Source organism: Tritonibacter mobilis F1926 (assembly GCF_000376545.2).
Lineage (GTDB): Bacteria > Pseudomonadota > Alphaproteobacteria > Rhodobacterales > Rhodobacteraceae > Epibacterium > Epibacterium mobile.
The window spans coordinates 1,984,593-2,010,603 of sequence record NZ_CP015230.1; the positions used below are offsets into that span (position 1 = coordinate 1,984,593).

General features: G+C 59.7%; 26 protein-coding genes. 9 read left to right on the top strand and 17 right to left on the bottom strand.

What is annotated here, in order from left to right; all coding sequences use genetic code 11:
• Positions 1-135: 135 nt before the first annotated feature.
• Positions 136-2,547 (bottom strand): endopeptidase La, encoded by a 2,412-nt coding sequence (lon, locus tag K529_RS09450; protein ID WP_046002276.1) that lies wholly within the window; start codon positions 2,545-2,547, stop codon positions 136-138.
• Positions 2,548-2,860: 313 nt separating this feature from the next.
• On the bottom strand, positions 2,861-3,961 hold the full coding sequence (locus K529_RS09455) for an alkene reductase (protein ID WP_005618134.1): 1,101 nt from the start codon (positions 3,959-3,961) through the stop codon (positions 2,861-2,863).
• A 333-nt stretch (positions 3,962-4,294) separates the two neighbouring features.
• Between K529_RS09455 and K529_RS09460 the strand changes: the two genes are divergently transcribed.
• Together K529_RS09460 and K529_RS09465 are read left to right on the top strand one after the other, a co-directional pair.
• Positions 4,295-4,804, top strand: coding sequence for a hypothetical protein (locus tag K529_RS09460; protein WP_005618137.1), 510 nt, complete (start codon positions 4,295-4,297; stop codon positions 4,802-4,804).
• Positions 4,804-5,205, top strand: a complete 402-nt coding sequence (locus K529_RS09465; protein WP_005618140.1) for a hypothetical protein — start codon at positions 4,804-4,806, stop codon at positions 5,203-5,205. The genes K529_RS09460 and K529_RS09465 overlap by 1 nt, the downstream gene beginning before the upstream one ends.
• Before the next feature lie 126 nt (positions 5,206-5,331).
• On the opposite strand, the gene tgt is transcribed toward K529_RS09465, so the two are convergent.
• Positions 5,332-6,462, bottom strand: coding sequence for a tRNA guanosine(34) transglycosylase Tgt (gene tgt / locus K529_RS09470; RefSeq protein ID WP_005618142.1), 1,131 nt, complete (start codon positions 6,460-6,462; stop codon positions 5,332-5,334).
• Between the two features lie 70 nt (positions 6,463-6,532).
• Between tgt and rimK the strand changes: the two genes are divergently transcribed.
• From rimK to K529_RS09485, 3 genes are all read left to right on the top strand, one after another.
• Positions 6,533-7,948, top strand: coding sequence for a 30S ribosomal protein S6--L-glutamate ligase (gene rimK, locus K529_RS09475; protein ID WP_005618143.1), 1,416 nt, complete (start codon positions 6,533-6,535; stop codon positions 7,946-7,948).
• A gap of 93 nt (positions 7,949-8,041) precedes the next feature.
• Positions 8,042-8,929 (top strand): SPFH domain-containing protein, encoded by an 888-nt coding sequence (locus K529_RS09480; RefSeq protein WP_005618144.1) that lies wholly within the window; start codon positions 8,042-8,044, stop codon positions 8,927-8,929.
• Complete coding sequence (locus K529_RS09485) at positions 8,929-9,201, top strand: hypothetical protein (RefSeq protein ID WP_005618146.1); 273 nt, start codon at positions 8,929-8,931, stop codon at positions 9,199-9,201. The genes K529_RS09480 and K529_RS09485 overlap by 1 nt, the downstream gene beginning before the upstream one ends.
• 40 nt (positions 9,202-9,241) lie before the next feature.
• Here the strand turns inward: K529_RS09485 and K529_RS09490 are convergent, their stop codons facing one another.
• Positions 9,242-9,736 carry a hypothetical protein gene (locus K529_RS09490; protein WP_005618148.1) on the bottom strand — a complete coding sequence of 165 codons (495 nt, stop codon included), beginning with the start codon at positions 9,734-9,736 and terminating at the stop codon, positions 9,242-9,244.
• A 282-nt stretch (positions 9,737-10,018) separates the two neighbouring features.
• On the opposite strand from K529_RS09490, the gene K529_RS09495 reads away from it, so the two are divergent.
• The 4 genes from K529_RS09495 to K529_RS09510 all read left to right on the top strand — a co-directional run bounded on the left by K529_RS09495 (position 10,019) and on the right by K529_RS09510 (position 12,202).
• Complete coding sequence (locus tag K529_RS09495; RefSeq protein ID WP_005618150.1) at positions 10,019-10,381, top strand: SUF system Fe-S cluster assembly protein; 363 nt, start codon at positions 10,019-10,021, stop codon at positions 10,379-10,381.
• A 125-nt stretch (positions 10,382-10,506) separates the two neighbouring features.
• On the top strand, positions 10,507-10,860 hold the full coding sequence (locus K529_RS09500) for a HesB/IscA family protein (RefSeq protein WP_005618153.1): 354 nt from the start codon (positions 10,507-10,509) through the stop codon (positions 10,858-10,860).
• Between the two features lie 147 nt (positions 10,861-11,007).
• The gene (gene tpiA / locus K529_RS09505) at positions 11,008-11,748 is read left to right on the top strand and encodes a triose-phosphate isomerase (RefSeq protein ID WP_046002283.1); all 741 of its coding nucleotides are present in this window, start codon (positions 11,008-11,010) and stop codon (positions 11,746-11,748) included.
• A gap of 88 nt (positions 11,749-11,836) precedes the next feature.
• A complete protein-coding gene (locus K529_RS09510) occupies positions 11,837-12,202 on the top strand; it encodes a VOC family protein (RefSeq protein WP_005659684.1) in 366 nt (121 codons plus the stop codon).
• 116 nt (positions 12,203-12,318) lie between these two features.
• On the opposite strand, the gene K529_RS09515 is transcribed toward K529_RS09510, so the two are convergent.
• The 13 genes from K529_RS09515 to nuoG form a co-directional block, all read right to left on the bottom strand.
• Positions 12,319-13,986, bottom strand: coding sequence for a ribonuclease J (locus tag K529_RS09515; RefSeq protein ID WP_005624637.1), 1,668 nt, complete (start codon positions 13,984-13,986; stop codon positions 12,319-12,321).
• Entirely contained in the window at positions 13,983-14,765 is a 783-nt protein-coding gene (locus tag K529_RS09520) for a type III pantothenate kinase (RefSeq protein ID WP_005624635.1), read from the bottom strand. The genes K529_RS09515 and K529_RS09520 overlap by 4 nt, the downstream gene beginning before the upstream one ends.
• Before the next feature lie 14 nt (positions 14,766-14,779).
• Positions 14,780-15,529 carry a biotin--[acetyl-CoA-carboxylase] ligase gene (locus tag K529_RS09525; protein ID WP_005624633.1) on the bottom strand — a complete coding sequence of 250 codons (750 nt, stop codon included), beginning with the start codon at positions 15,527-15,529 and terminating at the stop codon, positions 14,780-14,782.
• A gap of 88 nt (positions 15,530-15,617) precedes the next feature.
• On the bottom strand, positions 15,618-17,054 hold the full coding sequence (gene nuoN / locus K529_RS09530; RefSeq protein WP_005624631.1) for an NADH-quinone oxidoreductase subunit NuoN: 1,437 nt from the start codon (positions 17,052-17,054) through the stop codon (positions 15,618-15,620).
• A gap of 12 nt (positions 17,055-17,066) precedes the next feature.
• Complete coding sequence (locus K529_RS09535; RefSeq protein ID WP_005624629.1) at positions 17,067-18,632, bottom strand: NADH-quinone oxidoreductase subunit M; 1,566 nt, start codon at positions 18,630-18,632, stop codon at positions 17,067-17,069.
• Positions 18,632-20,740: an NADH-quinone oxidoreductase subunit L gene (nuoL, locus tag K529_RS09540; RefSeq protein WP_005624628.1), complete on the bottom strand. Its 2,109-nt coding sequence runs from the start codon at positions 20,738-20,740 to the stop codon at positions 18,632-18,634. Before nuoL ends, K529_RS09535 begins: the two co-directional genes overlap by 1 nt.
• A gap of 5 nt (positions 20,741-20,745) precedes the next feature.
• Positions 20,746-21,051: an NADH-quinone oxidoreductase subunit NuoK gene (gene nuoK, locus K529_RS09545; RefSeq protein ID WP_005624625.1), complete on the bottom strand. Its 306-nt coding sequence runs from the start codon at positions 21,049-21,051 to the stop codon at positions 20,746-20,748.
• A 3-nt stretch (positions 21,052-21,054) separates the two neighbouring features.
• On the bottom strand, positions 21,055-21,657 hold the full coding sequence (locus K529_RS09550; RefSeq protein ID WP_005624623.1) for an NADH-quinone oxidoreductase subunit J: 603 nt from the start codon (positions 21,655-21,657) through the stop codon (positions 21,055-21,057).
• Positions 21,654-22,064, bottom strand: a complete 411-nt coding sequence (locus K529_RS09555; RefSeq protein WP_005624621.1) for a carboxymuconolactone decarboxylase family protein — start codon at positions 22,062-22,064, stop codon at positions 21,654-21,656. The genes K529_RS09550 and K529_RS09555 overlap by 4 nt, the downstream gene beginning before the upstream one ends.
• The gene (gene nuoI, locus K529_RS09560; RefSeq protein WP_005624618.1) at positions 22,061-22,555 is read right to left on the bottom strand and encodes an NADH-quinone oxidoreductase subunit NuoI; all 495 of its coding nucleotides are present in this window, start codon (positions 22,553-22,555) and stop codon (positions 22,061-22,063) included. The genes K529_RS09555 and nuoI overlap by 4 nt, the downstream gene beginning before the upstream one ends.
• Position 22,556: 1 nt before the next feature.
• Entirely contained in the window at positions 22,557-23,594 is a 1,038-nt protein-coding gene (gene nuoH / locus K529_RS09565) for an NADH-quinone oxidoreductase subunit NuoH (protein ID WP_005624615.1), read from the bottom strand.
• 6 nt (positions 23,595-23,600) lie between these two features.
• On the bottom strand, positions 23,601-23,993 hold the full coding sequence (locus tag K529_RS09570; protein WP_005624612.1) for a hypothetical protein: 393 nt from the start codon (positions 23,991-23,993) through the stop codon (positions 23,601-23,603).
• Positions 23,990-26,008, bottom strand: a complete 2,019-nt coding sequence (gene nuoG, locus K529_RS09575; RefSeq protein WP_046002277.1) for an NADH-quinone oxidoreductase subunit NuoG — start codon at positions 26,006-26,008, stop codon at positions 23,990-23,992. The genes K529_RS09570 and nuoG overlap by 4 nt, the downstream gene beginning before the upstream one ends.
• Positions 26,009-26,011: the final 3 nt, after the last annotated feature.

Below are 26,011 nucleotides of genomic sequence, written 5' to 3' on the forward strand. Positions count from 1 at the left end.
TCTCGGCGGCGCCGCCAACTGGTGCAAAACCGCGAAACCTGAGGATCGCACCGCACCCAACCCAACGACGCCCTGCATAAAGAAAGGGCGCCCCGTATCGGGACGCCCTTCATCACACTCAATACGCGACGGTGCTTAGTGCGCTGTGGCGCCGCTGGCGTCGTCTCCGCCTTTCAGCGCGGCAGCGGCGGCGGCGGCCTCTTCGGCCTCCTCGTCCCACTCGATCGCTTCGGGCTGGCTGACCAGCGCGTGTTTCAGCACCTCAGAGACGTGATCGACCGGGATGATGTCCAGCCCTTCTTTCACGTTGTCCGGGATTTCCGGCAGATCTTTTTCGTTCTCCTTGGGGATGAGAACGGTCTTGATGCCGCCACGCAGCGCTGCGAGCAGTTTTTCCTTCAGACCACCGATGGCCAGCGCATTGCCGCGCAGGGTGACCTCGCCGGTCATGGCGATGTCCTTGCGCACGGGAATGCCCGTCAGCACCGACACGATGGAGGTCACCATCGCCAGACCCGCCGAGGGGCCATCCTTGGGCGTCGCGCCTTCGGGGACGTGGACGTGAATGTCCCATTTGTCAAAGCGCGGCGGCTTGATGCCCAGGCGCGGCGAGACGGAGCGCACATAAGAGCTTGCCGCCTCGATCGACTCCTTCATCACATCGCCCAGTTTACCGGTGGTCTTCATCCGGCCCTTGCCCGGCAGACGCAGCGCCTCGATGGACAGCAGCTCCCCGCCCACGGAGGTATAGGCGAGCCCGGTGACAACCCCGACCTGATCCTCAAGCTCGGCAAGACCGTAGCGATACTTCGCCACGCCGAGGAAATCGCCGAGGTTCTCAGGCGTCACCTTCACGCTTTCGGTCTCTTTCTTGACGATAGAGGTCAGCGCCTTGCGGGCCACTTTGGCGATCTCACGTTCGAGGTTCCGCACGCCCGCCTCACGGGTGTAAGTGCGGATGATCTCTGTGAGTGCTGCGTCGGTCAGCTCGAACTCCTTGGCCTTGAGACCGTGGTTCTTCACCTGTTTGGAAATCAGATGCTGCTTGGCGATCTCGCGCTTTTCGTCCTCGGTGTAGCCGGAGAGCGGAATGATCTCCATCCGGTCCAGAAGCGGGCCCGGCATGTTGTAGCTGTTCGAGGTGGTCAGGAACATCACGTTCGAGAGGTCATATTCAACCTCAAGATAGTGGTCCACAAAGGTGCCATTCTGTTCCGGATCAAGCACTTCGAGCATCGCCGAGGCCGGATCGCCACGGAAGTCCTGCCCCATCTTGTCGATCTCATCGAGCAGGATCAGCGGGTTCGTGGTCTTGGCCTTTTTCAGCGCCTGAATGATCTTGCCCGGCATCGAGCCAATGTAGGTCCGGCGGTGGCCACGGATCTCGGACTCGTCGCGCACGCCACCCAGGGAAATCCGGATGAACTCGCGGCCCGTCGCCTTGGCCACGGATTTGCCCAGCGAGGTTTTACCTACGCCCGGAGGGCCAACAAGGCACAGGATTGGGCCTTTGAGTTTGGCAGAACGCTGCTGCACCGCGAGATATTCAACGATGCGTTCTTTCACCTTTTCAAGACCATAGTGGTCTTTGTCGAGGATATCCTGCGCGCGGCCCAGATCCTTTTTGACGCGGGATTTGGTGCCCCACGGGATCGACAGCATCCAGTCGAGGTAGTTGCGCACAACTGTGGCCTCGGCCGACATCGGCGACATGTTCTTGAGCTTCTTGATCTCGGCATCGGCCTTTTCACGGGCCTCTTTCGACAGCTTCGTGCCTTCGATCTTTTCTTCCAGCTCGGCAATTTCGCCAGCGCCATCTTCGCCGTCGCCAAGTTCCTTCTGAATGGCCTTCATCTGCTCATTCAGATAATACTCGCGCTGGGTCTTCTCCATCTGTGTCTTGACGCGGGTCTTGATCTTTTTCTCGACCTGCAGCACCGACAGTTCGGACTGCATCAGCGCATAGACCTTCTCCAGCCGCTCGCTGATCGGCAGGGTTTCCAGAAGCTCCTGCTTGCGGTCCACCTCGATGCCGAGATGACCCGCCACGAGGTCAGCCAGTTTGGCAGGCTCGGTGGTTTCACCGACGGCGGTCAGCGCCTCTTCGGGGATGTTTTTGCGCACCTTGGCATAGCGCTCGAACTCATCACCGACAGTGCGCAGCAGCGCCTCGGTGGTGGTCACATCGCCGGGCATTTCCGAAAGCGCCTCGGCGCGGGCCTCAAAGAAAGTGTCGTTGTCCAGAAACTCGGTAATCTTCACCCGCTGATGTCCTTCGACCAGCACCTTCACGGTGCCGTCGGGCAGCTTCAGCAGTTGCAGCACATTGGCCAGCACGCCAGTGCGGTAGATACCATCCTGATCCGGATCGTCCTCGGACGGGTCGATCTGGCTGGACAAGAGAATCTGCTTGTCATCGGACATGACTTCTTCGAGGGCATGTACCGACTTCTCCCGGCCCACGAACAGCGGCACGATCATGTGGGGAAAGACCACGATGTCGCGCAGCGGCAGTACGGGGTAGGAGGAATTGAGAGGCTCTTGCATACTCGGTCCTTTTTCTTAGCAAGACGGCCAGGCCCCGTATGTTCGGCAACCGCGGTCGTCTCCTCACTCGGATTATTTATCTGGTCAGGCGGGTCGAGATATTCAACCGCCCTGCCTCAAACGTTGTCTACCAGAATGCCCCGTGCATGATCTGACCACAAGGGCGCAAATGGTGAAACGGTGAGCAAAGCCCTAACATCGTCAGCCCATGCCGTTCCGTCGCCAATAAGCGGGCGTAAATTGTCGTTGTTCCGCAGGCGGATTTCCCCGCCTGCGTCGATATAACTAAGGTGATCTGGCCGGAGGTCGAGACCTATTCCGCCGCCTGAAGTTCCAGCGTCGGATAGTCGGTGAACCCTTTGTCACCACCGCCATAAAAGGTCGCTTGATCGCCCTCTGCCAAGGGAGCGTCCGCCTTCAGGCGCGCCACCAGATCCGGGTTGGAGATGAAGGGCCGCCCAAAGGCCACCAGATCCACCGCGCCGCTTTCGGTCCGGGCGAGGGCCGTCTCGCGGTCATAGCCGTTATTGGCCATATAGGTTCCGGTATAAAGCTGGCGCAGGGTCTCAAAATCCCCTTCGCGCGCGCCGCCGGTGTCGCCTTCGATCAGGTGCAGATAGGCCAGACCATAGGTGTTCAGCCGTTCGATCACCGGGGTGTAATGGGCCACCGGGTCGCTGTCGGAGACATCGTTAAAGCTGGCAAAGGGCGACAGCCGCACGCCAATGCGCCCCGGCTCCCAGACGGTGGCCAATGCGTCCAGCACCTCAAACAGGAAACGCGCCCGGTTTTCTGCCGAGCCACCATAGGCATCACCGCGGGTGTTGACCCCATCCTTGAGGAATTGCTCCAGCAAGTAACCATTGGCGGCATGCAGCTCAACGCCGTCAAAACCCGCCTCTTTGGCGTATTTTGCAGCCTGAACGTAATCTTCGATCACGCGCTGAATGCCTGCAACCGTCAGCGCCTCCGGCGTCGCGGTGGGTTCAAACCCGGCATGGGTAAAGGTCTGCGCCTCCGCCGCCTGATCGGTCGGCCCCACCGCTTTTACGCCCTCGGGCAGCAGCGAGTCATGGGTGATCCGCCCCACGTGCCACAGCTGGATCACGATCTTGCCGCCCTTGGCATGCACCGCATCGGTGACCTTGCGCCATGCGGCAGCCTGCCCGGCGGTGTGGATGCCGGGGGTCTGGATATACCCTTTGGCCTCAGCGCTGATCTGGCTGCCTTCGGTGATGATCAGACCGGCGCTGGCGCGTTGGGCATAGTATTCGGCGTGACGGTCAAGCACCTCTCCGGTGGTGTCGTCGGCACGGTTGCGCGTCAGCGGCGCCATCACCACGCGATTTGTCAACTCAAGGGCACCGGCGGTGGTTGCGGCAAACAGGTTCTGGCTCACGGGTTTCTGGCTCACGGGGAGTATCCTTCGCTCAAAGTATCCAGCAACAGGAATGTTGCCCCACAAGAACTGAGCATCCCCCCTCCACCTTTCAACCCTCCAGCAACGAGAATGTTTCGAAACCCCGAAAAACCCAGCGCAATCGCTCCCTTTGACCCGCACGCATGCAGGGGAATTACGGGGCGGCCGGGCCATGTTTCAATCAATGCGAGGGTTGCGTAGATACGCCGACACACGCCGCCTAAAATTTTATCACGTAATAGTGTTCAACCTGCTCATGTTTCGGTAAGAACTACTCGCCCTCTGCGGGAGGCACTAAAAACTTCAAATAACTACAGGCTTTGGGACATGAAGAAAATTTCACTCGTGGCACTGATGTGCACGCTGTCGGCATGTATGCAATATGAGCCGCTGGACACCCCGCCGGAGAGCGTGCGTTTTTCCAGCCGCATCGCACAACAAAATGTCAGCGAGTACGCCATTGTGGAAATTCGCACGTTGACGCAATCGGATGGAAAAACGGTCGAAGCCAAGGGTGTGCCCTGCACGATCAACGGTATCGGCTATAGTGCCGGGATTGTGAGCCCCGCGCGGGTCTCGCTGCCCACTTATTTGGGCAAAACTGAAGATGCCTCGGTGACCTGCCGTCTGAACGGTGCTGGTGTGAGCCAGAAAATTCCTGCCATCAACGCGACCGTTGAAAAAATCAACAGTGCGCAATCTTCCAGTGGTGGTTTGGCAGGTGCTCTTGCCGTTGCATTGGTGAAAGGCGCGATCAAGTCTTCTCGCGACGCCACCAATGACAAGTTCCGCTACTCAGACCGGGTCGAAGTGAACCTGCAGCCGGGTAAAAAGTGATGCGGCCAGCAGTTTGGCTGATCGCTGCGGGTCTGGGGCTAAGCGCATGCAGCGCCCCGCTGCCCTTGCCGGAAGCAGCACAGGCAATTGGTTTTCAAGGGGCTGCGGCTGAACGTACAGAAGCCGTAGCCCTACGCACCGCCTTTGCTGCCGACAGCGCCACCACTGAAATTGCAGGAGCCTCTTGCGAGGTGCGGCAGGGCGCGCGGCGTCAGAAGATAAAGACCCCGGCCAAACTTGCCTTTGCTGTGACACCCGGCATACAGGAGCCTATCACCCTACAATGCACTGCAGTCATCGGCGCGCAGCAGCAAGCGGTGACACATGTGGTTCGTTTTGACAAAATCGCGAAACCACAGGAACGCGCCTATCCCAAAACGATTGGCGTCATTTTCAGATAATCTTCGCAGCTCAAGGTTTCTGACAAACAGAATAAACGCATCGCCACCCGGACGTCTCGTGCGGGTGGCGATGCGATATCTGACAAACACTGCGCTCTCAGCTTCTTGCCCCGACGAGGATCAGGCTCAGAGCTGTTCGATATCGCCTTGGGCGCGCATGTCGTGGAAATTCTTCTGCCAGGCGTCAAATGTGCCCGCTGCGATTGACTCTCGCATGCCAGCCATGATGTCCTGAAAGTAATGCAGGTTGTGCCATGTCAGAAGCATGCCGGAGATCATCTCGTTCGACCGGAACACGTGGTGCAGATAGGCGCGCGAATAATTGCTGCATGCCGGACAGCTGCAATTCTCATCCAAGGGACGCGGGTCGTCCTGATGGCGGGCGTTCTTGATATTGACCACGCCATGACGGGTAAACGCCTGCCCCGTGCGACCAGAGCGCGACGGCAGCACGCAATCCATCATGTCGATACCGCGGGCCACCGCGCCGACGATATCGTCGGGCTTGCCGACGCCCATCAGGTAGCGCGGCTTGTCCACGGGCAGCATGTCGGGCGCATAGTCCAGACAGCCAAACATCGCTTCTTGTCCTTCGCCCACCGCAAGGCCGCCGACCGCATAGCCGTCAAAGCCGATCTTCGTGAGGGCTTCGGCGCTTTCGGCGCGGAAATCCTGCTCCAGACCACCCTGCTGAATACCAAAGAGCGCATGGCCCGGGCGATCACCAAAGGCCTCGCGCGAGCGTTCCGCCCAGCGCATCGACAGGCGCATGCTCTCGGCGATGCGGTCGCGATCGGCCGGCAGCGCGGGGCATTCGTCAAAACACATCACGATGTCAGAACCCAGAAGCGCCTGGATCTCCATCGAGCGTTCCGGCGTCAGCTCGTGACGCGAGCCATCGATGTGGGATTTGAACGTCACGCCCTTTTCGGTGAGCTTGCGCAGCCCCGCCAGCGACATCACCTGAAAACCACCACTGTCGGTCAGGATAGGCCGATCCCAGTTCATAAATTTATGCAAGCCCCCCAAGCGGTCGATCCGCTCGGCGGTGGGGCGCAGCATCAGGTGGTACGTATTGCCCAACAGGATATCCGCACCAGTCGCGCGCACGCTTTCGGGCATCATCGCCTTAACGGTGGCGGCGGTGCCGACGGGCATGAAGGCAGGGGTGCGGATGTCGCCACGTGGTGTATGAATTACACCAGTGCGTGCCTTGCCGTCCGTTGCTGTCATTTCAAAGTTGAAAAGCTCTGCCATCTCATGTTCCTGCGTCAGTCTGCACACCGCGAGGGCGGTGATTCACCCCTAATGCCAAGGAGGCGTCCCTATGTCCACAGATGACCCGAACCAGAACCTGCGTCTAGGTTGGGAGGAATGGGTCAGATTGCCCACACTTGGCCTGCCCGCATTGCGTGCAAAGGTCGACACTGGCGCCCGGACCTCTGCCCTTCATGCGACTGACATTGAGACCTTTGGCCCCTCAAAGGCCCCCAAGGTCCGCTTTACCGTGCACCCGATTCCGGGGCGCGATGATCTGCTCATCCCCTGCTCTGCCGAGATCAAGGACCGCCGCGAGGTGATCTCGTCTAATGGGGATCGGGAGTTGCGCTATGTGATTGAAACAAATCTGGAAATCGGCGGACAGGTCTGGCCGGTGGAGATCACGCTGACCGATCGGCGCGGCATGGCGCTGCATATGCTGCTGGGACGGCAGGCGCTTACCGAGAACATCTCTGTGGTGCCGTCCGAGCGCTATTGCCAGCCGGAACTGGATTACTCCGTCTACACCACGCCCGCGATCCGCAAAAAGGCCCCGAACCGCGCGCTGCGGATTGCGGTGCTGAGCCGCGAGGACAATTATTCCACCCGCCGTCTGGTCGAAGAAGGCGAACGCCGTGGCCATTCGGTGGAGGTGATCGACACCTCGCGCTGCTATATGTCGATCAACGCGCTGGCACCGGAAATCCACTATGATGGCAAACGCCTGCCCCGCTATGACGCGGTGATCCCGCGGATCGGGGCCTCGATCACCCAGTATGGTACGGCGCTGCTGCGCCAGTTTGAGACCATCGGCACCTATTGCGTTAACGGCAGCGCGGGCATCACCGCCAGCCGCGACAAGCTGCACGCGCATCAGATGCTGGCACGTCACAAGATCGGCATGCCCCCCACCGCCTTTGCCGCCTCGCCCAAGGACACCAACGCGCTGATTGATATTGTCGGTGGCGCGCCGCTCATTGTGAAGCTGCTTGAGAGCACACAAGGCAAAGGTGTGGTGCTGGCGGAAACCAAGAAGGCGGCGGAGTCGGTGATTACGGCGTTTCGTGGCCTCAAGGCCAACTTCCTCGTGCAGCAATTCGTCAAAGAGGCCGCAGGCGTCGACATTCGCTGTTTTGTGGTGGGGTCCAAAGTGGTCGCAGCAATGAAGCGATCCGGTGCGGAGGGCGATTTCCGCTCCAACCTGCATCTGGGCGGCAGTGCCGTCTCGGTCCGCATCACCAAGGAAGAGCGCGCAACCGCAATCCGCGCCGCGCGCTGCTTTGGCCTTGGGGTGGCGGGTGTCGATCTCTTGCGCTCGGAAACCGGGCCAAAGGTTCTGGAGGTGAACTCTTCGCCGGGTCTAGAGGGGATCGAGAAGACGTCAAACAAAGACATCGCAGCCCTGATCCACGACGAGATCGAGACCAATGTGCGCCCCACGCCCCTACGCAGCCGCAAGGCACTGGGCGACGCCGCCGAATAAACCCATGCGATGAACGAAGACCCTTTCCCCTTGACGCTCTGGCGTTGAGGGGAAACTCTGCGCCCATTGTTGATTTAGACCCGGATTTTTCCCATGACAGAACAAGATATCATCGACGCCCTCTCTGGTGGGCTGCTCTATATCGTTGCCGCCCTCTTTGTGATCATCGTGATTTTCAAAGGGGTCCGCATCGTACCCCAATCGGAAAAATACGTGGTCGAGCGCTTTGGCCGCCTGAAATCCGTGCTTGGGCCGGGCATCAACTTTATCGTGCCATTTCTGGATGTTGTGCGCCACAAAGTCTCCATTCTGGAGCGTCAGTTGCCCAACGCCAGCCAGGATGCGATCACCCGCGATAACGTGCTGGTCGAGATCGACACCTCGGTGTTTTACCGCATTCTGGAACCGGAAAAGACCGTTTACCGTATCCGCGATGTGGACGGGGCGATTTCCACCACCGTGGCCGGGATCGTGCGTGCCGAGATCGGCAAGATGGACCTCGACGAGGTGCAATCCAACCGCTCGCAGCTGATTGGTGAGATCAAGAAAAGCGTGGAGAGCGCGGTGGATGACTGGGGCATCGAGGTGACACGCGCCGAGATCCTCGACGTGAACCTCGATCAGGCCACCCGCGATGCGATGTTGCAGCAGCTCAATGCCGAACGCGCCCGCCGCGCGCATGTGACCGAAGCCGAGGGCAAGAAGCGCGCGGTCGAGCTGGCCGCCGATGCTGAGCTTTATGCAGCAGAGCAAACCGCAAAAGCGCGCCGTATTCAGGCCGAGGCCGAAGCCTTTGCCACCGAAGTCGTGGCCAAGGCGATTGCCGAGAACGGTCTGGCCGCAGCGCAGTATCAGGTGGCCCTCAAACAGGTCGAAGCCCTCAACGCGCTGGGCAATGGCGATGGCAAACAGACCATTATCGTGCCAGCGCAAGCTATTGAGGCCTTTGGCGATGCCTTCAAAATGCTGAAGGCGAAGTGATGGGGGCGCTCTGGTCACTGTGGTGGGTCTGGGGCGTGATTGCCCTGGGCCTTGCCATCATTGAGATCCTGCTGCCGGGGTTTGTCTTTCTTGGCTTCGCCATTGGGGCGGCAGCGGTTGCGGTGATCCTGCTGACACCATTGAGCCTCACTTTACCGGTGCTTTTGCTGGTCTTTGCGGTGCTGTCACTGGCAGCATGGCTGATCCTCAGACGCGTCTTTGCCCTGCCCAAGGGTCAGGTGAAGACCTTCGACACCGATATCAACGATTGAGCAACACATAAGCGCCGGGGGAATGCCTCGGCGCTTTTGATTACTTCACCATCAGCGCTTGCACCTGTTGTTGATAAAGAAGCGTGTTCACCTGATTGAACAGCTCAAACCCGTCCCAAAACAATATTGCAGCCAACGACAGGCACACCGCCGACACACCTAGCATGACCAACAATAAGTTGGTTTCTACTGACATCTTCAACACGGTTTTGACCCGTGCGGGTGTTTTGGCTGCAATCCAGTTGGTCATTGCGATCATCCAACTGGGCCGTGGGTCATTTTCATGGGTGTCCGGCAGCTTGTAGTGCTGCAAATAGACCAATGCCGCGTAATAGATCCCAAAGCCCAAGAACGGTATCGCCGCGAACCACCGGATTAGCATTGCAGACATATGCGGCTGATCCGCCGCACCAGAGAGCGCGTTTAAAACAACGGCTGAGACCGCGCCGAGGGCGTAAGTCAACCACTTCGCAAACATCATCTCTGGCTTATTTTCTACAAACGCTATTTTCGGGGCAATAACCTGTTCAGTCATGTTCAAAGTCTCTCAGTGATATAGGTTTTATTGAAATTCGATTGGTCACACCACTCCGCGCAGCGCGTTGGTTTTTTGAGCCTCGAATGCGCAGCAGCTGTTATCAAGGTGAGTTCTGAAACATTCGCATCACGCACCGGAGTGTGATACCCAACCGGAGGCTTGGCAGCGTATCCTGCACCCAATCTTGGCCATCACAACAGTCTTCGAAAACGCCACGCTCTCTGGACCCGGCGCGCTCGTTTCCCTATATAAAACCTCAGATAACTGACCGAGGCTTGAATGACCGACGCATCCGAACCGCTTGAAGGCACCCCGCTGATTGCGCCCTCCTCCGTGTCCCACTCGCTCTATGAGCCGGTGGTTGATGCCTGCCGTACCGTCTTTGACCCGGAAATCCCGGTCAACATCTACGATCTTGGCCTGATCTACACGGTTGATATAACTGATGAAAACGATGTGAAAATCATCATGACCCTGACCGCACCCGGCTGCCCCGTTGCAGGCGACATGCCCGGCTGGATCGTTGATGCGGTTTCCCCCGTGCCCGGCGTCAAAAGCGTCGATGTGGAACTCACATGGGAACCACCCTGGGGCATGGACATGATGTCGGATGAAGCCCGGCTGGAACTCGGGTTCATGTAATCGAAACCCTGCGGTCGCAGTATCGTGATCGCAGGCCAATCGGCCCCACCCTGTTGCCAGCCGCCCCTTGATGGGCCGCAGCGGACAACTTAGGTTACAGGGTAACACATAACGGAGCCTTCCTCATGTTCGCCATTCCCGGCAAGCAAGCTGTCACCATGACCCCCCGCGCCGCCGCGCAAATCTCCAAGCTGATGGAGAAGGCGGGCCATGCGGGTCTGCGCATCGGCATCAAAAAAGGCGGCTGCGCGGGCATGGAATACACCATGGAATATGTCGATGCCGCCGATCCCAATGACGAGGTGGTGGAACAGGACGGCGCGCGGGTGCTGATTGCACCAATGGCGCAGATGTTCCTGTTTGGCACCGAGATCGACTATGAGACCACGCTGTTGGAATCGAGCTTCAAGTTCAACAACCCCAACGTCGCAGAGGCCTGCGGTTGCGGTGAATCGATCAGCTTTAAGGTCGGCGAATAACCCCTCGAACAACACTCATATTTCGTATCAAAAGGGTGGCCATGCGCCGCCCTTTTTTGATGTGGGGTGCGGCGATGATTGCCCGCCTCGCGCCCCGGTGCTACCACCAATGATGACAGTATTATGCAACAAGATATGGGGGGCGACATGGCGCGCAAACTCGCGGCAGGCAATTGGAAGATGAACGGCACCGGCGACAGCCTCGCAGAGCTGGAAGCGCTCGCCAAGGGGGATCTGCCCAAAGGCGTGGACGTATTGATCTGCCCCCCCGCCACGCTGATTTCCCGCGCGGCAGAACGTGCGGACAAGATCGCCATCGGCGGGCAGGATTGCCACGCGGCCGCATCCGGCGCGCATACCGGGGACCTGAGCGCCGAGATGCTGCGAGATGCGGGGGCCTCTTATGTGATCCTCGGCCACTCCGAACGTCGCGCCGATCATGGCGAGAGCGACGAAATCGTGCGCGCCAAGACCGACGCCGCCCATGCTGCCAATCTGGTCGCCGTGGTCTGCATCGGTGAAACCCTGGAAGAACGCGAGGCGGGCTCCACCCTGCAGGTGGTGGGCATGCAACTGGCAGGCTCCCTACCCGATGGTGTCACGGCACAAAACACTGTTGTCGCCTATGAGCCGGTCTGGGCCATTGGCACCGGCAAGGTCCCCACGCTGGAGCAGATCGCAGAGGTGCATAACGCCTTGCGCGACGCGCTGGTGCAGCGCTTTGGCAATGCGGGCGCGGATGTGCCGCTTTTGTATGGCGGATCGGTGAAACCCGGCAATGCGGCAGAGATTTTTGCCGTCTCAAACGTCGACGGCGCGTTGGTGGGTGGGGCCAGCCTGAAGTCCGCTGATTTTGCACCGATCATTGCGGCGCTGGCAGCCAGCTGAGCGCTCATATTGCGCAAAGTCATCGCAAACGGAGCCCTGGGGCTTCGTTTGCGATACTGCCGAACCCTTTATTTTCAAAGAGAAACCCGTGAACATTATTGCCCACGTTGAAATTCCTGTACGCGATCTTGAGCGCGCCATGACATTTTACAGCACCGTGTTTGAAATCGCATTTTCCGACATCACCAGCATCCATGGCAACCGTATGGCCTTCTTTCCGTTCACCGAAGGACAAGACGGGGCCAGCGGGGCCTTGGCAGAGGGGGAGATCTATGTGCCCACACATCAGGGCGCGTTGCTGTATTTCAGCGTGAACGACATCGACGCGGTGCTGCAACGCGCGACAAACCTTGACCAGCAGATCCTGCTTCCAAAGACCGCTTTGGACGATGGTGGGTTTGTTGCGGAAATCGAAGACAGCGAGGGCAACCGCATCGCCGTTCAGATGCTGTAACCGCGTATTAACGAAAAGGGAGAGGACAGAGCGCCTCCCCCTTCATCTTTTCAAAAATATCTCGGGGGCGAAGTGACCCGAAGGGGCACGAGGGGGCAGCGCCCCCTCCTCCGCGATCAGCGCATACGGCTGACGACAACCGTCACTTCGGGCTTCTTGCCGATCTCCGACTGGGCGGTCTGACGCGCAATGCGCTTCAGTTCCTGTTCCAGCTTATCGTCATCCTTGAGGGTCTTCTTGCCCGCGCGCATCAGGAATTGGTTCAGGTCTTCTTCCATGACCTCGGCCAATGCGGCGTTGGACTGACCGGTCTCGGCAAGGCCCTTGAGGTCCACCCAGGGTTCGCCCAGCGGCTCGTCCTCTTCATCGAGGATGGCCGTGACCACCACATGACCATTAAGCGCCATACGAATGCGGTCGCGCACGATGCCATCCATGGCGCCGATCTTGACCGAACCGTCCAGATAGGTGCGGCCCGTGTCGATATAGTCGGCCACCTTGGGCGTATCGCCCGTGAGGTCCATCATCATGCCGTTGACGGCAATGGCGGACGCGATGCCCTTGTCCTCGCCGAGGCGCGCATGCTGGCGCAGGTGGCGGTGTTCGCCGTGCATCGGGATCAGGATCTTGGGCTTCACGATGTCATGCATCTGCTCAAGGTCGGGGCGATTGGCGTGACCAGACACGTGATAGAGACCGGAGCTGTCATCCACCACATCAACGCCCTTCTCGGAGAACTGGTTGATGATCCAGATCACGCCTTTTTCATTGCCGGGAATGGTCTTGGAGGAGAACAGGAACAGATCGCCCTCCTTGAGTTCCATACCGCGATACTTGCCACGGGCCAGCTGCGCGGTCGCAGCACGGCGTTCGCCCTGCGATCCGGTGGTGATCAGCATCAGGTTTTCGCGCGGAATATCAGCTGCTTCCTCGGGTTGAACCACTTTGGGAAAATCGCTCAGCACACCGGTTTCGATCGAGGCTTCGATCATCCGGCGCATGGCTCGGCCCAAGAGCACAATAGAGCGCCCTGCCCGTTCGCCCGCCTGCGCCAGCGTTTTGACGCGTGCGACATTAGAGGCAAAGGTGGTCGCGGCCACCATGCCGGAGGCCTCGGAGATGAGTTTGGTGATGTTGTCGCCCAGATCGCTCTCGGAGCGGCCCGCATGCGGTGAAAACACATTGGTGGAATCGCACACCAGCGCCTGCACGCCATCCTTGGAAATCTCGGCCCAAAGGTCGGGATCAAAGGCTTCGCCCACGATGGGGTTGGCGTCTAGTTTGAAATCACCGGTGTGGATCACCCGGCCTGCGGGGCTGTCGATCACCAGACCACCCGATTCCGGGATCGAGTGCGAGATCGGCACCGCGCCGATGGTGAAGGGGCCGAGCTTGGTCACTTCGGGCCAGGGCGAGATCGTCACCACGGCGTCCGGGTCATGGCCCTGCTCTTCCATCTTGCGACGGGCGATATTGGCGGTGAAGGCGCGCGCATAGACCGGCACATTGAGGCGGCTATAAAGATGCGCCACCGCGCCGATGTGATCCTCGTGGGCGTGGGTGATGAAAATCCCCTCCAGCTGATCGGCGCGTTCCGCCAGCCAGCTGATGTCGGGCATGATCAAATCCACGCCGGGGGTGGTGTCCATGTCGGGAAAGGCCACGCCCAGATCCACCAGGATCAGGCGTTCCTTGCCCGGCGTGCCATAGCCATAGACGTAGGCGTTCATGCCGATTTCACCTGCCCCACCGAGGGGCAAATAGATTAAACGTTCACTGCTCATGCGTGAGTACCGATATCCTTATTATGTTCGTGGATGCGCCGCAGACCTTGCATGGTCAGGTCATCCTCGTATGCGTCAAATAGATCTGCTGTCTGCTGGAAGAGCGGCGCCAGCCCGCCGGTTGATATGACTTTCATCGGCACGCCGGATTCGGCCTTGATGCGATCGCAGATCTCGCGCACGAGGCCAACATAGCCCCAGAACACGCCGGATTGCATACAGGCGACCGTGTTGGTGCCGATGACATTTTGTGGTTTCGAGATGTCGACATGGGGCAGCGCGGCGGCGGCATGGTGCAGCGCCTCAAGGCTGAGGTTCACCCCCGGCGCGATGACGCCGCCCACATAGGCGCCGTCTTTGGCCACCACGTCGAATGTGGTTGCGGTTCCAAAATCAACGACGATCAGATCACCGCCGTATTTGTGATAGCCGGCGACCGTATTGACCAGACGGTCCGGGCCGACGGTGGTGCCTTCGTCGACGCGCACATCCACCGGAAGCGCGCATTCGGGCTTGCCCACCACCAGCGGGCGGGTGTTGAAATAGCGGTCCGACAGCACGCGCAGGTTGAAAACCACGCGCGGCACGGTCGAGGAAATGATGACATCTGTGATCTGCGCCTTGATGCCTTGCAGGGTCATCAGGGTGGAGAGCCAGACGTAATACTGATCTGCGGTGCGCTGCCATTCGGTCGAGGTGCGCCAATGGCCGATCATCTGATCGCCGTCCCAGAGCGCAAAGACAGTGTTGGTGTTGCCGCAATCAACCGCGAGAAGCATGTGCCCCGCCTCCGTCAGAAAAAGATATCCGCGGCGGGGATGGTGACGGTCCCCTTTGCGGTCTTGAGAACGAGGTTGCCCGCGTCGTCGATGGTTTCAAAGGTGCCCGAGGTTTCCTCGCGCGCGGTGCGGGCGGTGATCACCTCACCCAGCTTGGCCGCGCGTGACAGCCACAACTCGCGGATGGGCGCAAAGCCGTAGGTGGTGAACTGGTCCTCATGGCGGGCAAATGCAAGGGCAAGCGCCGACAGAAACGTCTCCGGGTCGACACGCACGCCGGTTTCCGACTGGAGCGACACCGGCCACACTGCGCCGGGTTCCAGCCATTCTTTCATCGGGGTTTCGGCCAGATTGACGCCAATCCCGATAGAGAGATGATCGACACCGGATTTGACGCCCGCGCTTTCAAGGAGGATGCCCGCAAGCTTGCCGCCATTGAGCAGCACATCATTGGGCCATTTGAGCGCAAGTCCGCTGGTGCGGCCAGTCACGGTCTCTACGGCGTCATAGAGCGCAAGTGCGGCGATAAAGCTGCGCAGGGCGATCTGGTCGGGCGTGCCCTTGGGGCGATAAACCAGCGTGCCTGCGAAGTTGCCCTTGGGATCGGTCCACGCGCGTCCGCGTCGTCCGCGGCCTTTGGTCTGGCGCAGGGCGAGTATCCACTCCGGCCCGGTAAGGCTGGGCGCAAGGCGGGCGGCCTCGTCTAAGGTGCTGTCGACTTCTGCCAGCACACGGCGCCCGTATCCGATAGGCCAATCTGTCATGCGCGCCCCTTTAGCACCCGGTTTGACAAAAGGCAAAAGGCCCGGTCGCTCCGGACCGGGCCTTTTGACGAATTATTGCCTGCACTCATCAGTTGACCAGCATGGCCGCCGCAGAGGCCGCAGCACCTTCCAGCCCAAAGGTGGTGATAACCCCCACCAGCATCAGCGCCGCACCAACCGTAAAGAAGGCCAGCAGCACCGGCGAGCGGGAGGTTTCCACGTCATCGCCTTCAGAGCCGAAGTACATGAAGAACACGATGCGCAGGTAGTAGTAGGCTCCGATCACCGAGGCGATCACACCAGCAATGGCGAGCCATGCCATGTCCGCCTCGACCGCGGCGCGCAGCACGAAAAACTTGCCAAAGAAGCCCAGCATCGGTGGCACGCCCGCAAGCGAGAACAACAGCACCAGCATGCCAAGCGCGCGGCCCGGCTCACGTTTGGCGTATTGGTTCAGCGCGGCGATGTCGGTGACGGGTTTGCCGTCGCGGTGCAGCATCATGATGAAGGCAAAGGTGCCAATATTCATCGCCACATAGATCGACATGTAGATCAGCAGCGCCTGCACACCCAGCGCAGTGCCCGCCGCCAGACCGATCAGCGCATAGCCCATATGGGCAATCGACGAATAGGCCATCAGGCGTTTGAGGTCGGTCTGGCCAATGGCCGCAACCGCGCCGAGGAACATCGACAGCACCGACAGGAGCGCGATGACCTGGCTCCAGTCCTCGATCGCGTAGCCAAAGGCATCATGCAACACGCGGGCAAAGAGACCCATCGCGGCCACTTTGGGTGCGGAGGCAAAGAAGGCGGTGACCGGGGTCGGCGCGCCCTCGTAGACGTCCGGCGTCCACATGTGGAACGGCACCGCAGAGACCTTGAACGCCATGCCGGAGATCAGGAAGACGATCCCGAACAACAGGCCGATTGAGACCTCACCATGCTGGGCGACCTCGATGATGCCTGCAAATTTGGTGGTGCCCGCAAAGCCGTAGACCAGCGACGCGCCATAGAGCAGCAGACCGGAGGAGAGCGCGCCAAGTACGAAATACTTGAGGCCCGCCTCGGTGGATTTGATGCTGTCGCGGCGCAGGGCGGCCACCACATAGAGCGCCAGCGATTGCAGCTCCAGCCCCATATAAAGCGCCATCAGATCGCCTGCGGAGACCATCACCATCATGCCGATGACAGAGAGCGCGATCAGGATCGGGTATTCAAACCGCAGCATGCCGCGTTTGGACATATAGTCCTGCCCCATCACCATCACGGCGGCGGCAGAGAATAGGATCGCCACTTTGGCAAAGCGCGCAAAGGCGTCGTTGACGATCATGCCGCCAAAGGCCTCGGTGGCGCCGGAACCGGAGGTTCCGATCCAGATGCCCAGCACCACCATCAGCGCGGCGGTCACCCACACGAGCATCGGCGCCAGCTTGTCCTTGACGGTGTAGACAGCACCGAGCAGCGCCGCCATCGAGAAGACGGCGAGGATGATCTCGGGCAGGATCACGGAGAGATCAGCTTGCATCTCATCAGCTCCTTAGTGGGAATTGGTGGCGGCGACATCGACCTCGGCGGCATCCCAGAGGGGCCCCGCGTCGGCAACGGCCGCGTTGACGGATTGCACCAGCGCTTCGGTCGAGGGACCGATCACATCAGTGACGACGGAAGGGTAGATCCCCAGCAAGAGTGTCATTGCGACCAGTGGTGCAAAGATCCATTTCTCGCGGGCATTCATGTCCTTGATGCTCTTGAGGCTTTCTTTGATCAGATCGCCAAAGACCACCCGACGATAAAGCCAGAGCGCATAGCAGGCCGAGAAGATCACGCCAGTGGTGGCCACAAAGGCAACCCAGGTGTTTTCCTGGAAGACACCCATCAAGGTCAGGAATTCCCCGATAAAGCCCGAGGTGCCCGGCAGGCCCACGTTGCCCATGGTGAAGAACATGAAGACCAGCGCATAGGCGGGCATGCGGATCACCAGACCGCCATAAGCGTCGATGTCGCGGGTATGCATGCGGTCATAGATGACGCCCACACAAAGGAAGAGGGCGGCAGAGATGAAGCCGTGGCTGAGCATCTGGAAAATTGCCCCATCCACACCCTGCTGGTTCGCCGCAAAGATGCCCATGGTCACAAACCCCATGTGGGCGACCGAGGAATAGGCAATCAGCTTTTTCATGTCTTCCTGCACCATCGCCACCAGCGAGGTGTAGACAATCGCGATGGCCGACATCCACAGGATCACATCGGTCATCACCTCGGATCCGACAGGGAACATTGGCAAGGAAAAGCGCAGGAAGCCGTAGCCGCCCATTTTCAACAGGATCGCCGCCAGCACCACAGAGCCCGCCGTCGGGGCCTGAACGTGGGCGTCCGGCAACCATGTGTGCACCGGCCACATCGGCATCTTCACCGCAAAGGAAGCAAAGAACGCAAGGAACAGCAGCGTCTGCATGCCGCCCACCACGTGAACGCCCAATACATTCATGCTTGCATAAGAGAACTCATGCGCCAGCAGCTTGACGATATCGGTGGTGCCCGCATCGAAATACATCGCCACCATCGCCACCAACATCAGCACGGAGCCAAAGAAGGTGTAGAGGAAGAATTTGAACGAGGCGTAGATGCGGTCCTTGCCACCCCAGATCCCGATGATCAGGAACATCGGGATCAGGCCCGCCTCAAAGAACAGATAAAAGAGCACCATATCCAACGCCATGAACACGCCGAGCATCAGCGTTTCCAGCAGCAGGAAGGCGATCATATATTCCTTGACGCGGGTGGTGACGGACCAGCTCGCCAGAATGGTCAGCGGCATCACAAAGGTCGTCAGCAGCACAAACAGGACCGAAATGCCATCAACGCCCATCTTATACTTCAGGCCAAAGATCCACGCGCGTTCCTCGACGAACTGAAAGCCCGTGTTGGAGGGATCAAACTGAAAATAGATGAACAGTGAGACAAAGAAGGTGATCGAAGTGGCCATCAGCGCAACATATTTGGCGTTGCGCTGTGCCGCTTCGTCTTCGCCGCGCATCAAGAGCGCCATCACAGCGGCTGCCAATGCGGGAATGAAAGTTACGATGGAGAGAATATTGTCCATCAGTGCGATCCTCCGCCGATCGACATCCAGGTGACAAGGGCTGCGATCCCCAGCACCATCCAGAAGGCATAAGTGAAGATGTAACCGGACTGTGCCCGGCCTGCGAGACGGGTGAAGAAGGGCACGATCCCCATCGCCACACCGTTGAGGAACCCATCAATGGTCTTGCCGTCGCCCTTCTTCCAGAAGAAGCGGCCAAGCGCCAGCGCTGGTTTGACAAAGACCGCGTTATAAAGCTCGTCAAAGTACCACTTGTTCTTGAGGAACAGATAGAGCGGACGCTGCTGCTGCGCGAGGCGTTTGGGCAGATCCGGTTTCACGATGTAGAAGAGGAACGCCAGACCAAAGCCCAGGATCATGGCAATGAAGGGCGAGACCTTCACCCATTTTGGCGCGGCATGGGCGTCATCCAGAACATGGTTGTCCGGTGCCATATAGAGCGCGCCCTCACCCGGCTTGCCTGCAAACACATAGTGATGTTCGCCCGCTGTTGCGGTCTCTTCGCCATGGCCTTCGGATACATCCGTGCCATGTGCTGCTGCCTCGCCTTCTGCGGCGTGACCCTCGGCAGAAGCCTCGGCCACCGGGATGCCGTAGAATTTGCCGACTTTGTCGGCGTGACCAAAGAAGGAGTTGTACCAGAGCATACCGGCAAAGATCGCCCCCAGCGCCAGAACGCCCAGCGGGATCAGCATGACCATCGGGCTTTCATGCGCGTGATCATGGGTGTGCTTGTCGCCGCGCGGTTTGCCGTAAAAGGTCAGGAACATCAGGCGCCAGCTATAGAACGACGTCATCGCCGCCGCGATCACCAGCATCCAGAAGCCATACATGGACCCGCCCGCATAGGCGCTCTCAATGATGGCATCCTTGGACAGGAAGCCGGCAAACCCGATGTGGGTGAGCGGAATGCCAACGCCGGTGATGGCCAGCGTGCCGATCATCATCGCCCAGAAGGTATAGGGGATCTTTTTGCGCAGGCCGCCGTAATTCATCATGTCCTGTTCGTGGTGCATCGCGTGAATGACGGAGCCAGCCCCAAGGAACAGCATCGCCTTAAAGAACGCGTGGGTGAACAGGTGGAACATCGCCGCCGAGTACATGCCCACACCTGCGGCCACGAACATGTAACCCAGCTGCGAACAGGTCGAATAGGCGATCACGCGCTTGATGTCGGTCTGAACCAGACCCACGGTCGCGGCAAAGAACGCGGTTGTGGCACCCAGCACGGTAATAAAGGTGGTCGCTTCGGGCGCAACCTCCATCAACGGCGACATGCGGCACACGAGGAACACACCCGCCGTCACCATGGTTGCGGCGTGAATGAGTGCCGACACCGGGGTCGGGCCTTCCATCGCGTCCGGCAGCCATGTGTGCAGGATCAGCTGCGCCGATTTCCCCATCGCGCCGACAAACAGCAGGAAGGCAATCAGGTTGGCCGCGTTCCAGTCGGTCCAGAGGAACGACACAGTGGTCTCCGCCAGATCCGGCGTCGCCGCAAAGATGGTGCCAAGGTTGATGCTGTCAGTCAGGAAGAACAGCGCAAAGATCCCAAGCGAGAAGCCAAAGTCGCCGACACGGTTGACGATAAAGGCTTTCATTGCCGCCGCCCCGGCAGAGGGCTTGCGGTAGTAAAAACCAATCAGAAGGTAGGAGGCAACGCCCACGCCTTCCCAGCCGAAGAACATCTGCACAAGGTTGTCGGAAGTCACCAGCATCAGCATGGCGAAAGTGAAGAACGACAGATAGGCAAAGAAGCGCGGCTTGTAGCTCTCGCCCTCTTTGTACTGCGGGTCGTGATCCATGTAGCCGAAGGAATAGAGATGCACGAGCGCCGACACCGTAGAGATCACGATCAGCATGATCGCGGTCAACCGGTCCAGTCGGATCGACCAGGAGGTCGACAGGCTGCCGCTCTCGATCCAGCGGAAAATCTCGATGATGCGGGTTTCGCCGTCAAAGGACAGGAATGTGATCCACGACAACAGCGCCGTGAGGAACAACAGGCCGGTGGCGGTCCACATGGCGGCTTTTTCGCCGATGATCTTATGGCCAAAGCCGCAGATCACCGCCCCCACCAGCGGGGCAAAGAGGAGAATGGTTTCCATCTGGATTAGCCCTTCATCACGTTGATGTCTTCGACAGCGATGGTGCCGCGGTTCCGGAAGAAGCAGACGAGGATCGCAAGGCCAATCGCGGCCTCAGCGGCGGCGACGGTCAGCACGAACAGCGTGAACACCTGCCCCACCAGATCGCCAAGGAACGACGAGAAGGCGACGAGGTTGATGTTCACGGCCAACAGCATGAGTTCGATGCTCATCAAAAGGATGATCACGTTCTTGCGGTTCAGGAAGAGCCCGAAAATGCCGATAACGAAGAGCGTCGCCGCGACGGTGAGATAATGTTCAAGTCCGATCATTGATCAAAGCCCCTGCCCCGGTTTGATGTCCTTGAGCTCCATTGCCTTGGCCGGGTCGCGATACATCTGGGCGAGCACGTCCTGACGCTTCACATCCTGGCGGTGGCGCAGGGTCAGAACGATGGCACCGATCATGGCCACCAGAAGGATCAGACCCGCAAGCTGGAACAGAAGGAAATATTGGTCGTAGATAATGAGGCCAAGCGCCTCGGTATTGTGCCGATCAACAGGGATCGGCTGGCTCAGGTTCTGCGCCACGTCATGCGCGCTCTCCCACGAGCCATAGGCGATCACAAATTGCATCAGGATCACCAGCCCGATCAGCAGTGCCAGCGGCATGTAACGGGCCATTTCGGCCTTGAGCTCGGCAAAGTCGACGTCGAGCATCATCACCACAAAGAGGAACAGCACCGCCACCGCGCCCACGTAGACGATCACCAGCAACATGGCGACAAATTCCGCCCCCAGCAGCACAAACAGCCCGGCCGAGGAAATAAACGCCAGGATCAGCCACAGCACCGAATGCACCGGCTGGCGGCTGATCACAGTGAACAGCCCGCCGGTGATGGCGCTGATGGCGAAGAGGTAAAAGGCAAACACGCTCATGTCTCATCGTCCCCTTTGTCGTCCATGACCTCCTGCGCCAAATCCATTGCGCGGGTCATGGCCGGAATGCCGGCAAAGACCGACATCTGTCCGATCGTTTCAACGATCTCTTGTTTCTTCGCGCCCGCCGCAAGAGCGTGGCGCACGGTCTGACGCACGGCGGTATCGGCCTGCGCGCCCTGCATGGTCAACCCCGCCAGCGTCAGCAGCAGGCGGGTTTTGGCATCAAGCCCGTCTTTGTTGACGGTGTTGCCGAACATCATCTCCATGACCTCTTTGGGCATGGTGGGCCAGAGCGCCTCAAACCCTTTGGGAGAGAAACTCTCAAGCGCAGGATTGAGGGCCTTCGCCATCTCCTGCGCCTGGGCCATCATGGCCTCGAAAGGGTTTTTCGGCGTCTCACTCATCTGTAGGGCGCGTCCAGCTCAAGGTTGCGGGCAATCTCGGCTTCCCAGCGCTCGCCATTGGCCAGAAGCTTGTCCTTGTCGTAGAACAGCTCCTCGCGGGTCTCGGTGGCGAATTCAAAATTCGGCCCCTCGACAATGGCGTCCACCGGGCAGGCTTCCTGACAGAAACCGCAGTAGATGCATTTGGTCATATCGATGTCGTAGCGCGTGGTGCGGCGGCTGCCGTCCTCGCGCGGTTCGGCATCAATGGTGATGGCCTGCGCCGGGCAAATCGCCTCGCAGAGTTTGCAGGCAATGCAGCGTTCCTCGCCATTGGGATAACGGCGCAGCGCATGCTCGCCGCGAAAACGCGGGCTGAGCGGGCCTTTTTCATGCGGGTAGTTCAAAGTCGCCTTGGGGGCGAAGAAATACTTCAGCCCCAGTTTGAACCCCTGCCACACGTCTTGCAGCAGGAAGTATTTGGCGGCGCGGGTGTAATCGATTTGGGTCATATCAGCCTCCTGTGCTCCAGCGGGCGAACGCCCCCCAGAACCAATCGAAACGTGCGGCAAAGGCCACGAAGACCACCCAGATCAGGCTGAACGGCAGGAAGACTTTCCAGCCCAGACGCATCAGCTGGTCGTAGCGGTAACGCGGGGTGATGGCTTTGACCATGGCAAAGAGGAAGAAGAAGAACGCCATCTTTGCAATCATCCACAGCGGGCTGTCCGGCAGGAACGGCACCGGCGACAGCCAGCCACCAAAGAACAACAGCGAGGTGAGCGCGCACATCAGGAAGATGGCGATGTATTCACCGGCCATGAACAACAGGAACGGCGTCGAGGAGTATTCCACCTGATAGCCTGCCACCAGTTCCGACTCCGCCTCGGGAAGGTCAAACGGCGGGCGGTTGGTTTCCGCAAGGCAGGAGATGAAGAACAGAAACACCATCGGGAAATGCGGCAGCCAGTACCAGTTGAACAGGCCTGCATTTCCGTCCTGTGCCCGCACGATGTCGCCAAAGTTCATGCTGCCTGTCGACAGGATCACACCAATGATGATGAGGCCGATGGAGACCTCATAGGAGATCATCTGCGCCGCAGAGCGCAAGGAGCCAAGGAACGGGTATTTGGAGTTCGACGCCCAGCCGCCCATGATGACGCCGTAGACCTCAAGCGAGGAGACCGCGAACACATAAAGGATGGCGACGTTGATGTCCGAGAGCACCCATGTGTCGTTGAACGGGATCACCGCCCAGGCGATCATCGCCAACACGAATGAGGTGAGCGGCGCCATGATAAACACGGTCCGGTCAGAGCCGGCCGGGATGACCACCTCCTTGACCACATATTTCAGCGCATCCGCGACGGTCTGCAACAGGCCAAAGACGCCCACCACATTGGGACCGCGCCGCATCTGGACAGCCGCCCAGATTTTGCGGTCGCCGTAGACAAGGAACAGAAGCGAGATCATCACAAAGGCGACAACCGCCAGGGTCTGCGCCAGGATGATGACAGCAATGCCGCCTGGGGTGTTAAAGAATTCAGCCATGGGTCCTCACACCGTAGGTATTCCGTTTGCCTTGCAGTCCTGCACCACGACTTCGGCGTCGAGGGTGCGCAAACCGCGCGGTAAGGCTGGCGAGATGGTGTAGACCGCATCGGCCTTCCAAATACCAGCCTCTTGTTTCGTTTTTGTGCGCACATGACGCGCAAAGCCGTATCCCCGGATCAGCGCATATTGTGCTGCCGCGCAATCGGCATAGTCGTTCAGATCCTCAAGCGCCCCGACCCGATCCATGGTGACATGGAACTGCACCAGATCCCCATCGAGGAGGCTGGTGTCCACGCCCAGATAATCGGGCGCGGCGCGGCTCACCTCATCGCCCGACACATCCGTGCAGGCCATGAGGGCAAGCCCCGCGAGCGATATGAGCGCCGCGCGGATCACTCTGCCGCAATCGCCGTGTCGCGACGCGCCTTGGCCTGAGCGGAGAGCTCCGCCATCAGCTGCGATGCGCGCGCAATCGGGTTGGTCAGGTAGAAGTCTTTGACCGCAGGCAGGAAATCCGCCTTGCCGAGTTTTTCAACCGGCAGCGCCTCGCCTTCATTGGCAACAACGCGATCGACCTTGGCCAGATGCGGGACGTCCTTGATCAGCGCCTTGCGCAGTTGCGCGAGGCTGTCATAGGGCAGTTTTGCATCGAGTTCCGCCGACAGCGCCCGCAGGATGGCCCAGTTTTCCTTGGCCTCACCCGGAGCAAAGCCTGCGCGCATGGCAAGCTGCGGACGGCCTTCGGTGTTCACGAACAGGCCGTTTTCTTCGGTATAGGCAGCCCCCGGCAGGATCACATCGGCGCGGTGCGCGCCACGGTCGCCGTGGCTGCCCTGATAGATCACAAATGCGCCTGCATCAATTTCGACCTCATCGGCCCCGAGGTTGTAGATCACCTCTGCACCGTCGATCGCAGCAGCTACGCCGCCTTCGGTGACAGCCCCGATGTCCATGGCGCCCACACGCGCTGCTGCGCTGTGCAGGATCATCAGTTTACCGTTGGTGTCCGCGGCGAGTTTCTGCGCGGCGGCCAAAACCGCCAGACCATCAGCCTCACGCAGGGCACCCTGCCCCACGATCACCACGGACGGCGCATCCAGCACCGCACCGTAGTCTTTGTTCAACAGACCCTCGAGCGCGGCACGATCGGTGCCCACATGGGCGTAATCATAGGTCAGATCCACCGCAGGGCCGACAAGCCCCACTTGCGCGCCTTTGAGCCATGCCTTGCGGATGCGGGCGTTCAGCACCGGGGCCTCATTGCGAGGATCGGTGCCGATCAGCTGGATAAACTTGGCGTTATCAATGTCTTCAATGGTGGCGGTGCCGACATATGCGGCGCGGTTGCCGATGGGCAGACGCGCATTATCGGTGCGGCATTCGACCTTACCTTCAAGGCTCTCGATCAGGTTTTTCAGCGCATAGGCCGCCTCGACCGGGACCAGATCACCGATGAGACCTGCGACTTTCTTGCCCTTCATTGCGGTGGCGACAGCCTCCAGCGCCTCGGGCCATGTGGCGGGCTTCAGCTTGCCATCCACACGCACATAGGGGCGGTCCAGACGTTGGCGACGCAGGCCATCCCAGACAAAACGGGTCTTATCGGAGATCCATTCTTCGTTCACGCCATCATGGTTGCGCGGCAGAATGCGCATCACTTCGCGGCCCTTGGTGTCCACGCGGATGTTTGATCCCAACGCGTCCATCACGTCGATGGTCTCGGTCTTGGTGAGTTCCCACGGACGCGCGGTAAACGCATAAGGTTTCGAGGTCAGCGCGCCGACCGGGCAAAGGTCAATGATGTTGCCCTGCAGGTTCGAATCCAGCGTCTCGTTGAGGTAGGAGGTGATCTCCGCATCCTCGCCGCGCCCGGTCTGGCCCATCTGCGAAATGCCTGCGACCTCCGTGGTGAAGCGCACGCAACGGGTGCAGGAGATGCAGCGGGTCATCGCGGTGCCCACAAGCGGGCCGAGGTTCAGATCGTCCACCGCGCGCTTGGGCTCGCGGAAGCGCGAGAAATCAACGCCGTAAGCCATCGCCTGATCCTGCAGGTCGCATTCGCCGCCCTGATCGCAGATCGGGCAATCGAGCGGGTGGTTGATCAGGAGAAACTCCATCACCCCTTCGCGCGCCTTTTTCACCATCGGTGAATTGGTCTTCACCTGCGGCGCCTGGCCCTCGGGACCGGGGCGCAGATCACGCACCTGCATCGCGCAAGAGGCGGCGGGCTTGGGCGGGCCGCCGACGACCTCCACAAGGCACATACGACAGTTGCCCGCAATCGAGAGACGCTCGTGGTAGCAGAAGCGCGGGATCTCGATCCCGGCCTGCTCGCAGGCTTGGATCAGGGTCATCGCCCCGTCGACTTCGATCTCGGTTCCGTCAATGTTGATCTTGCGGAGGTCAGACATGGT